Source organism: Synechococcus sp. R65.1, assembly GCF_047461755.1.
GTDB lineage: Bacteria > Cyanobacteriota > Cyanobacteriia > Thermostichales > Thermostichaceae > Thermostichus.
In genome coordinates this window covers 1-10,365 of record NZ_JANSHU010000034.1, presented here as the reverse complement: position 1 = coordinate 10,365, position 10,365 = coordinate 1, and the positions used below count along the sequence as shown (strand labels likewise).

The 10,365-nt window shown below is 59.0% G+C and carries 4 protein-coding genes, 1 tRNA gene and 1 CRISPR repeat array; of the genes, 2 read left to right on the top strand and 3 right to left on the bottom strand.

Features of this window, described 5'->3' with window-relative positions:
- The first annotated feature begins 174 nt into the window (after positions 1-174).
- Positions 175-1,221 carry a Holliday junction branch migration DNA helicase RuvB gene (gene ruvB / locus NW814_RS10850; RefSeq protein WP_414395929.1) on the top strand — a complete coding sequence of 349 codons (1,047 nt, stop codon included), beginning with the start codon at positions 175-177 and terminating at the stop codon, positions 1,219-1,221.
- 24 nt (positions 1,222-1,245) lie between these two features.
- On the opposite strand, the gene NW814_RS10845 is transcribed toward ruvB, so the two are convergent.
- Complete coding sequence (locus NW814_RS10845; RefSeq protein WP_414406304.1) at positions 1,246-3,945, bottom strand: phycobilisome rod-core linker polypeptide; 2,700 nt, start codon at positions 3,943-3,945, stop codon at positions 1,246-1,248.
- A gap of 207 nt (positions 3,946-4,152) precedes the next feature.
- Here NW814_RS10845 and NW814_RS10840 point away from each other — a divergent pair, with 207 nt between their 5' ends.
- Positions 4,153-6,282: a glycosyltransferase 61 family protein gene (locus NW814_RS10840; RefSeq protein WP_414406303.1), complete on the top strand. Its 2,130-nt coding sequence runs from the start codon at positions 4,153-4,155 to the stop codon at positions 6,280-6,282.
- Here NW814_RS10840 and NW814_RS10835 read toward each other — a convergent pair.
- A tRNA-Leu gene (locus tag NW814_RS10835) sits at positions 6,283-6,366 on the bottom strand.
- Positions 6,367-6,409: 43 nt separating this feature from the next.
- A complete protein-coding gene (locus NW814_RS10830; protein ID WP_414406302.1) occupies positions 6,410-8,380 on the bottom strand; it encodes a tetratricopeptide repeat protein in 1,971 nt (656 codons plus the stop codon).
- Between the two features lie 303 nt (positions 8,381-8,683).
- Positions 8,684-10,324: direct repeats of the CRISPR family, unit length 36 nt; unit sequence GTTCCCCCTTTGTGGGGATCCCTAGAAATTGGAAAC.
- Positions 10,325-10,365: the final 41 nt, after the last annotated feature.

The following is a 10,365-nucleotide window of genomic DNA, read 5'->3' as shown; positions in this document are numbered from 1 at the left end:
AGCGCCGGCTGTGCGGGGCTAGTGCTTCCCCAGGTTTCCTGACTCTACTTCCCCTGGCCCCAGCGCCAGGGGTTTTTTGGTTGCCGCAATTCTCCTGGCGGCTAGAAAGACCGCGACGTTTTCCCCTTTGGCCTTTTAAAGTTAAAGTTGGGCCGTTGTATCTGCAGGTAACAGATGGCAATTATTTCTTCTCGAGAACGAAGCCCAGAGTCGCCTCTTGACGCAAGCGAAGCAGGAAGGGGGCTGCTGCAGCCCCAGGCTCAGGCTGGCGAAGCCCAGGAAGACTCCTTGCGCCCGCGCACCCTAGCTGAGTACATCGGCCAGACGGAGCTCAAGGAAGTGCTCTCGATTGCCATTGCAGCCGCCCGCGCCCGCGGGGAGCCTCTGGATCACCTCTTGTTCTACGGGCCCCCTGGCCTGGGCAAAACCACCGTGGCGGCAGTGCTGGCAGCGGAGATGGGATCCCGCTTCTACATGACCACGGCTCCAGCGCTGGAGAGCCCCCGCGACATTGCTGGCTACTTGGTGCGTCTCAAGCGGGGCGACGTGCTGTTTATCGACGAGATCCACCGCCTGCCTAAGGTTACGGAGGAATTGCTCTATCCGGCAATGGAAGATTTTCGCCTCGATATCACCATTGGCAAAGGCCGCTCTGCCCGCATTACCTCCATACCCCTGGAGCGCTTTACTCTCATCGGAGCCACTACCCGCATTGGCGCTCTGACCTCGCCGCTGCGGGATCGCTTTGGTCAGGTGCAGCGGCTGCGCTTCTACGAGCCTCACGAGCTGGCGGAAATTGTGTTGCGCAGCGCCCGCCTCTTGAACACCTCCATTGATCGGGAGGGAGCCGAGGAGATCGCTCGCCGCTCTCGAGGCACGCCTCGCATAGCCAACCGCCTTCTCAAGCGAGTGCGCGATTATGCCCAGGTTCGGGGCAATGGCCACATCAGCCGCGAGGTTGCCATTGCTGCTTTGGAGTTGTTCCAGGTGGATCCCATGGGTTTGGACTGGACGGATCGCAAGTTGCTAACCCTACTGGTGGAGCAGTTTGGGGGAGGGCCGGTGGGCCTGGAGACAATGGCGGCCATAACCGGCGAGGATCCCCAGACCATCGAGGAGGTGTACGAGCCCTATCTCCTGCAGATTGGCTATCTGCAGCGCACACCCCGCGGGCGGGTAGTTACCCCTGCAGCACTGCGACACTTGGGCTACGCCGCCTAGCCCTCTCCCAAGAGCAAGAAGGAGCTAGCTGCGATCGTTTTTCCCCACCGGCCTAAAACTAGGTACCACCAACTCTTTGTTTTGCTTGGTGAGGCGGCCATACAGCTCTTGGGTGTTGGGAAAGTTGGCTGCCGGCAGGGTGGGGAAGCGGCGGTAGGGCACCGTGTCCTCGCCAAAGAGATCCCGGTACTCCTGGGTGTTGAGCAGGGCGCGCACGAAGGCCTTTAACCCCTGGGTAGCCAAGATCTGGTTGTATTTGCGGATCTCCTGCTGGTTTAGGGGTGCGCGGCCCAGGAAGTGCTTGGTGCCCAGCTCGATGACCTTGGTGTTGGGGTAGGGGGCATAGAACTCAGCGCGGTACAGTTCGGAGCACCCCAGCGCCTCGATAAACTCCTTGACGGTGATCTCGCCATTGCGCAGCTTAGACTCGGCAGAGCTCAGCTCGGCGCTGATGTTGTAGATGTCCATGTCGCGCTCGAAGATCTGCCGGTAAGCAGCGCGGATGAGGTTGTTGACCTCGGCTTTGTTGGCCAAGCTGGTGAGCTTGAAGACAGGGATCTCCTGACGAATCCTGGGCACCCCTTGCTGGACGCGCCGCTGGATTTCCAGCTCGCCGGAGGGCTTGTCCTGAGGCTGGCCCAGCTTGACGAAGAGGGGGATATCGTCGTCGGTGCGGATGGGCCGGGTAACCACGGCCATGTCGCTGGATCCAGGGCGCATCCGCCGCCGCGCTAGGCCAGCAGGGGTGAGGTAGCGCTCGTAGGGCACGATATCTTCCCCAAAGACCTGCTGGTACTCCTCACTGTCGAGGATGGCGTCTACCACGGCGTAGAAGCCCTGCTTGGAGGCAATGTCGAACAGGCGGTTCATCTCCTGCCGCCCGTAGGTGGGCCGGCCCAGCAGCTTGCGGTGAATGAACTCGATGGCTTTGCAGACGTAGAGGCTAGACCAGTACTTGTTGCGGAAGAGATCCGACTTGGCCAACTGGCGGACAAACTCTCTGACGCTGATTTCTCCGGATTCCAGCTTGATTTCCCAGCGGGTTAGCCGTTGGCCGGCGTAGGGCACATAGCCATACACCTGCTGGTAGCAGGCGCGGATGACCGCTTGCGTCGAGACTTCGCTGCCAACAATCCCAGCCCGTACCCCTAGCCGCCGGCTGCGATCCCCAGGGGTCTGGGTAAGCTTGAAGACTTTGGGGCCAAGGCTGCCGGGATCCCCGACCGCCTTGGGGTTGGTGCGAGCGTTGGTAAGAGCAAAGCCGCGCCGGATGAGGATGCGCTTGACATCCTTGTTGAAGGGGGCCGGGCTGGCGTTGAGGGAGCGGGTCTCTTTGGGGAAGATGGCGCCAAACTGGATCTCCAGCGGGTCGTTGCCGACACCATAGGGGTGCTGATCCGGCAGAGGACGGTTGTAGCGGGCAAAGAGGGTGATGAATTGTGGCACCTTGCGGCGAGGAGCCGCGTAGTTGTAAAGGTCGAACTTGGGCCCCCAGTTGGCGCTGGTCTGGGCTTCCACCCCCAGCTTGCGCAGGTAGGGCACCGTCTCCTCACCAAAGTAGTCGCTGTACTCGCGGCTGTCGACCAGGGCGTCCACCAGACCTGCCAAGCCCTTGCTGGAGACGATGGCAAAGTAGGTCTGCACCTCCTCGCGGGTCTCTGGGGCCCGCCCCAGGAAGTGGCGGAAGGCCAGCTCCACCACACGGCTGTTGATGTAGGGCTCGTAGAACTGTTTGCGGTAGAGGTCTGATTTGCCTAGGCGGCGGATGAACTCCCTCATGGAGATCTCGCCGTTTTTCACCTTGGACTCCAAGTCGGCCAGCTTGAGGCCATAGGCGCGGCGGATATCCCGCTCAAACACCTGCCGGTAGGCAGCCTTGATCACTTCCTCCTTCTCGGCGTTGGAGAGCCCCGGCTTCATGGCAAAGACGGGCACTTTTTCTGCCGCCAAGCTGTAGACCTGGGGCAGTTGGAGTCCCTGCAGAGGCAGGCCGTCGGCGGTGCTAGCATTGCGCTGCCGCAGCTTGTCGGAGGGGGCAGGGGCAATGAACTCGCTCAACAAGACGTCAAAATACTGGTTGATGATGGCCACCGCCTCTGCATCTCTGCGGAAGTAGCTGGCCGAGGCCCGCTTCATCTCCTGGAGGGCAACGATGGTGGCTTCGGCGGAGCAGGCATTTTCGATAATCTCCCGCAGGCCACGGGTGTTAACCACAAGGATATTGGGATCCCCGGCCACAAGGGCGTAGGTGACGTAGCGCAAGAACCAGCTGAGATCCCGCAGCGACTTGCGCATGTTGGCAGCCCCGTAGCGGGCGATGCTGATGGGGCGGAAGTTGGGCGGGATCTCGACGCCACTGGCGCTGAAGAGGTTGCGGATGGCCTCGATAAAGCCCCCTGTGGATTCCACGTAGAAGGCCGTGCCCAGCTTGAAGGCCTCTTTCTCATCCTGGGTGGCTTCTGGCCGCTCCAGATAGGCCATGGGGGAGCCGCCGGTGAAGATGCGGTTGGCGGCCCGACTGACAATGATTTCAGAATTGGCCGCAAGAACCTCGGCAATCTCCAGCCGTTTTAGGCCAGTGGAGAAAAAGTCCTCGAGGCGATCCAGCTCAGTGCGCGACAGGTAGCGATCCTGCTGTTCCGCCTGGGAGATGGTCGATAGGGGCAGAGTTTGGTAAAGACGCGGACTGGAGAGGACGGCGCCGCCGGATGCGTTGATACCCATCGATTCTTAAACTCCGCTTATCGATTACCGAAAAGTTTCCAACCAAAACTACGAGCCCTGCTCCACCCCCCTCTTGCCGTCGAGGAAGTAGGGACGCCGGACCCCTGAGGGAGAAGCCAAGCCTAGAATACTAGGGGGATGCGCCCGGAGTGGGGAGGTTGTTGCAGTTTGTAACACTCCTGCTCAGCTCCCTTCTCAGCAAAAGCCATGGCCTCTACCCCTCTTGCCCAAGACCCTCTCCAGAGCCATTGGGAGCAGGGAGCATATGAATCGGTTGCCCAAGACCTGCTGCAGCAGTTGGAGCAGGGATCCCAGCATCCCCTGCTCTACTGGTGGTTGGGAGCCGCCTACCTGCTCCTAGGGCGAGAGCTGGAAGCCCAGCTTACCTGGCAGGAGGGAGTGGCGCTGCTAATGGGAAAAGGCCTGAGCGAGCCAGAAGCTAGCCGCTGCTGGGCAAAAGGGCTGCAGGAGCTGGCGGAGGGGCTGTGGGAAAGAGGCCACTGGCCGCAGGCGGCAGCCTTGTATCGGCAACTGGTGGAGGGCTCCCTTCCCGCCGAGCTAGAACCTAGGCAGGCGCTGGCCGCCCATCGCCTTGGCCGAGTCCAGGAGCGCCGTCGGCTGTGGCTAGAAGCAGCAGAGTGGTTTGAGCAAGCCTGCCGCTGGGATCCAACAGCCGCGGAAAGCTTTTGGCGCTGGGGTCTGGCCCTGCTCAAGTTGGGCCGGCTGCGCGAGGCGCTCTCCCCTCTCCAAGAAGCGGCCAGGCTAAGGCCAGACTGGGGGGATCCCTGGGTGCAGATGGGCCTGGCTTGGCTGGATCTGGGGGAGCTGGAGCAGGCGGTGGTCTGCTTTCAGGAGGCAGCGGCGCGGGGCACCCAGACAGCGGAGCTCTACAGCTACTGGGCGGAGGCCCAGGTGCGGCGGGACGACCCCCAGGCAGCTTGGGAGAAGTTCCAGCAGGCGCTGGCTGCCGAGCGGCAGTGGCTGCAGGCTTGGTGTGAAGGCAGCGGCAGAGACAGCCTCCTGCGGCTGGAGCTGGAGCAGGCCCTCCAGGGATCCCCGGGCAAGCTTTGGCAAGAGCGGTATCGCCTCTGGCGGCAGCGCTGGATCCCTGCAGAGGCAGCCCCCCCTTCCCCGGCCTGCCAGAGCCCATCGCCCAGGGCCGGCGACTCCCTGCCCGTGCCCAGCCAGGGCTACCTCACCACCCGGCAGTGGCACCAGGCCACGGGCGAGGGCAGCTACCAGGTGTTGGATCCAGAAGGGGTTCTCTACCTGCAAGCCCCTCCGACGGCTGACCCTGCCCTTGGGCAAAAGCTGCGCTCACAGCGGATCCCGCTAGCCGAGACCTTTGTGGCCCAGATCCCGCAGGGATCCGTGCACGTGGGCCACTATCCCCGCCACCTCTACGCCAGCTTTGCCAGCGCCGTGCTTACCCGTAGGAGGGAGTTGCTGGCCGATGTCTCCCCCGGCTTGCCACCGCCGGAGTTTCTCGACTGGGACTGGAAGTCGGAGCACCTGGAACACCACCCCATTTGGGACTTGCCTCACCTGCCGCCGCCAATTCCGCTGGAGGGCTCTGCTGCCCTCTTGCCCCTGGGGGCAGTCAACTACTTCCATTGGATGGTGGACATCCTGCCCGCCCTCGATCTTCTACGCCGCGCCGGCTTCCTCGAAAAAGACCTTCCCATCTTGCTCCACGGCTACCAGGGCAAGCCCTTCCAGGTGCAGAGCTTAGCTGCCCTGGGGATCCCCACAGAACGCCTTCTAAGCTTCGAGCAGGTGGGGGGATCCCATCTGCAAGCGCAGAACCTCATTGTGCCCTCGCTGGCTGGGCCGGTGGGGTGTCTAACCCCCAGGGGCTGGAAGGTGCTGCAGCGACTGGTTCCTCTGGGGCAGGCGGCGGATCCCTTGTTGCCGCGGCGGGTTTACATTAGCCGTCGTGCTGCTCGCTGGCGGCGGGTCATCAACGAGGCGGAGGTGCTGGAGGCCTTGCGCCCCTGGGGCTTTGTGCCTGTGCAACTGGAAGTCCTTTCCCTAGCCGAACAGATAGCCTTGATGCAAAAAGCAGAGGCAGTCATGGGGATCCACGGGGCGGGCCTGACCAACCTTGCCTTTTGTCAGCCTGGCACGGTTGCCATCGAGATCTTCCCCAGCAACGCCGTGCTCCCCTACTTCTGGAGCCTTGCCCAGGTGGTGGGGCTAAACTACTTTCCCCTAGTGGCCCCAACCTGCGACCCTGCCCTGGTGGCCCTGCTGGCTAGCCCAGAGCTGGATCGGGAGGATGCCTGGGTGCCGGTTCCGGCTCTACTTGCCTTGCTAGAGCAAACAGGGCTGCAGTAATGGGATCGGAGGGACTCGAACCCTCACGTTCTTGAGGAACAACGGATTTTAAGTCCGTAGCGTCTACCATTCCGCCACGATCCCTGGAGTAGCCGTACTACTCTACCAAAGGGTTTGCTGTGGGGGACTAGGAGGCTTCTATAGGGAGAGTATGGCATGCCAGCTTCTGGCAGACAGCCTGGCGCAGGAAATGAGCTAAGGCCGCCACGCAGTCTTGATCCTCAAAAAGCAAGTCGCGCCGCTCTTGGATTTGCTGAGCGATTTGCTGCCGAAATTGGGGATCCGTTCCCAGTTGTACGGCCAGCTCTTCGTAGCGCTGGAGGTCTGGGGCAATTAAAAGCTCAAGGCCCATTCTTTTGAGGATGGCGTAGGTGTGGCGGCCCCGCAGGAACCGGCCAGGGCAGGTGACCACCGGCAAGCCGGCAGCAATGGCTTCCAGGGTGGTGATCCCGCCCGACCAGCCGTAGGAGTCCAGCATGACGTTAGCGCAGCGATTGAGATCCAGGTAGTCTTGGTGGTCCAAGGCGGGCAGGATTCGACAGTGGTCTTCCACCGCAAGACCATAGCTGGAAAAGATGGAGGCAAGCCGCTGCCAGAAGCGCTGACCAATGGCAGCATTGGGCAAGGCCAGGAAGACCAATTGGGCCCTGGGCACTTGCCGAGCAATAGCCGGAAAAAGGTAGTCGTATTGCGGCAGGTACTTGCCCAAATACTGGCAGGTGAGATAGACAACGGCCTCTTGAGGCAGACCAAAGTCCTCGCGGTAACGTCTCTGGGGAGGCAAAACGGGCTTTTCAAAACAGGTACCCAGGCGGGGCAGCCGGACCAAGGTTTCGCTGTAGTGAGCCTGCCCATCTTCAGGCTCCATGAGGTCGCTGGAGAGAAAGTAGTCAATGGTCGACAGTCCCGAAGTAACCGGATGAGCCCAGGTGGAGCATTGGACGGGGGCTAGCCGCAGGGACGCCAGTTGCAACATAAGGGGAGAAAGGCCAATTTCCAAGTACACCAAAACATCCAGCTGATCCTGCAAAATTTGGCGGGCAGCCTCTTCAAAGCCGGTGGGAATGTGGCGGAAGACATCGGCATGCTGACGGTATTGCTCCGTCAGGAAATCAACTCTGGGATCCAAGTGATAGGCAAACACCTGGAAAGGCTGCTTGGAGCTGGCCTTTAAGTACTTCACCCACCCCAAAGAAAGGCGGCTGTAAGAGCAAGCGCGCATGGAGGCCGAGACAAACCCAACGCGAATGGGATCCCCTGGCCGGGCTTGCCGGGGGAGATACTCCCAATCGGGGTAGGAGGCTTTCACAATGCGCTGCACCAACTGAGCGTATTTCTTCTGCAGCTCCAAGTCGTCGTAGCCCTGGTACTGCAGAAGGTGAGGCGTTCCCCAACTTGACCCTAAAAAGGCAAGCCGCCGCTGCTCTGGGGTGTCTAGAGGCGTCTCCTGAATGAGGCGATCCAGGTGTTCTACAAAGCGCAAGCGAAAGCGGTGCAGCTCCTGTTCATCCTGATAGATAGCCGGCAGATAGAGGTGGTAAAGCCAGCGGGCTTGCACCAAGTTAGGATCCAAAGTCCATGCCTTTTCCAGGTGATCCAGAGCCGCGCTGTGTTCCCCTTGCTCGCGATGGGCTATCCCCAGATAAAAATGCACCTCAGCCCAAGGGATCCCTGCTAGTGGATCTGGATTTTCTAACAGGGAGCCCAGCAAGGAGATTGCCTCTTCGTGGCGGCCTAGGTTAACAAGAATCTTGCCCGCTTGAAAGGCAGAAAGGTAAGCCTTGGGATTGAGGCTCAGGCTCTGCCGATAGCAAGATAGAGCCTTTTCCAGTTGCCCCAAAGACTCATAGACAACGCCCAGGTTGTGATGATAAAGGGCTACGCGGGGATTGAGCTCAATGGCCTCGGCAATCAAAGCAGCCGCCCATTCCCCCTCCCCTTTGGCGTGGGCCACCGTCCCCAGCAGATGGAGAGCGTCGGCTTGATCTGGAAACTCCACCAGAATTTCTGAGTAGATGGCTTCTGCTGTCCGCAGGTCGCCAGCCTGCTGGGCCTGGATCCCGGCTAGAAGCTTCTCTGTAAGGGTGAGATCCGACATCGACAGCCACGGAAGCCGGAGAACTTCCCCCACTATAGGCGCTTCAGCTCTATCCAAAACCCTCCTCACCGCCCCCTGAGCCTCATGTTGCCAAAAACACAAGAAAACGGTATCCGCAGCTCTGCGAGCGATCCACCAAAACCCCAAAAGGCTGATTCTTTCGTCAGATCCCTCGACGCCTTACGCCACAAGGCTTTCAGGCCCCAAAGCCCCCTCGCCAAAGCTCCTTTTGCCAACTTTTTCTCGGATCCCTCGCAAATGGGTCTTGCATCCCTTGCCCTGCTTGGGTTTAATGGGGGTAGAGTTCCCCCTTTGTGGGGATCCCTAGAAATTGGAAACTAGAGGATAGATTAAGTAGGCTCGGTTGGAATACCTCAGGTTCCCCCTTTGTGGGGATCCCTAGAAATTGGAAACCATCTCCCGCTTCCTCCTGAACAGGAGTTCGAAGAGCGTTCCCCCTTTGTGGGGATCCCTAGAAATTGGAAACTTCATATAGATGTCAGACCCCTCAGTTGTACCAACAACGACGAGTTCCCCCTTTGTGGGGATCCCTAGAAATTGGAAACATTTCTACTTGGTTGACTCCCTCGAAATCAAAGTCGCTGTGTTGTTCCCCCTTTGTGGGGATCCCTAGAAATTGGAAACCAATCTAGCTGTGCTTGGAACGCAGCGTTTAGAATGCGCGGTTCCCCCTTTGTGGGGATCCCTAGAAATTGGAAACGCAAACGCCATCAGGGCCAGTGGCCCATTGACAATCAAGTTCCCCCTTTGTGGGGATCCCTAGAAATTGGAAACGCCTTAAGAACTCCAGCGATGCAACGAACGACGTTTTCGAAGTTCCCCCTTTGTGGGGATCCCTAGAAATTGGAAACGTGTTTAAAGTGCACCCCAATTTTAGCAGGTAGTCTATGAGGTTCCCCCTTTGTGGGGATCCCTAGAAATTGGAAACACTTAGAGTATTCACTGGGTTTACCGATACGATTCCATCGTTCCCCCTTTGTGGGGATCCCTAGAAATTGGAAACGAGAATCTGGGTGGGTAGGAACTCTACCGAAGCCCTAGTTCCCCCTTTGTGGGGATCCCTAGAAATTGGAAACAACCCCCAAGAGCGATACAACCTTTCCACTTCCTCGTTGATGTTCCCCCTTTGTGGGGATCCCTAGAAATTGGAAACACGAACGACACTCTCGAAACGATCCGGGCCAAGGCCCGAAGTTCCCCCTTTGTGGGGATCCCTAGAAATTGGAAACGGAAGGCCCTTAATTGCCTCAGGAAGGCTCCTGAAACATGTTCCCCCTTTGTGGGGATCCCTAGAAATTGGAAACTTCAACCCATTCTTGCGCCCTAGGTGATCCCTAAACCACAACGTTCCCCCTTCGTGGGGATCCCTAGAAATTGGAAACCTGGACAAAACAGATCGAGGCCGTAATAAAGGCCAAAGCAGTTCCCCCTTCGTGGGGATCCCTAGAAATTGGAAACCGGCGTCCATGCAAAACGCCGTTTCTTCATTGTTTGAACTCCGTTCCCCCTTCGTGGGGATCCCTAGAAATTGGAAACAATAAATAATCTACACGTGTATATACGTTTGTGCAGGGTAGGGAGTTCCCCCTTCGTGGGGATCCCTAGAAATTGGAAACAGCCAGCTTTGGGCCAACTCGATTTGTTTGTCATTCATTGTTCCCCCTTTGTGGGGATCCCTAGAAATTGGAAACGTGTAAGAAGAAAGACGGCGGCTTCCGTTGGATTATTGAAGTTCCCCCTTTGTGGGGATCCCTAGAAATTGGAAACTCCTCCACCAACCAGTAACCACCCCCTTGTGGATACGTCGTAAGTTCCCCCTTTGTGGGGATCCCTAGAAATTGGAAACAAATAAAGCGGACTCCCCTTTCAGTGAACTGAATCCTCTTTGTTCCCCCTTTGTGGGGATCCCTGGACATTGGAAATCTCAAACTCTGGCGGGATCCGATCCTCATCGATCAAGTTTC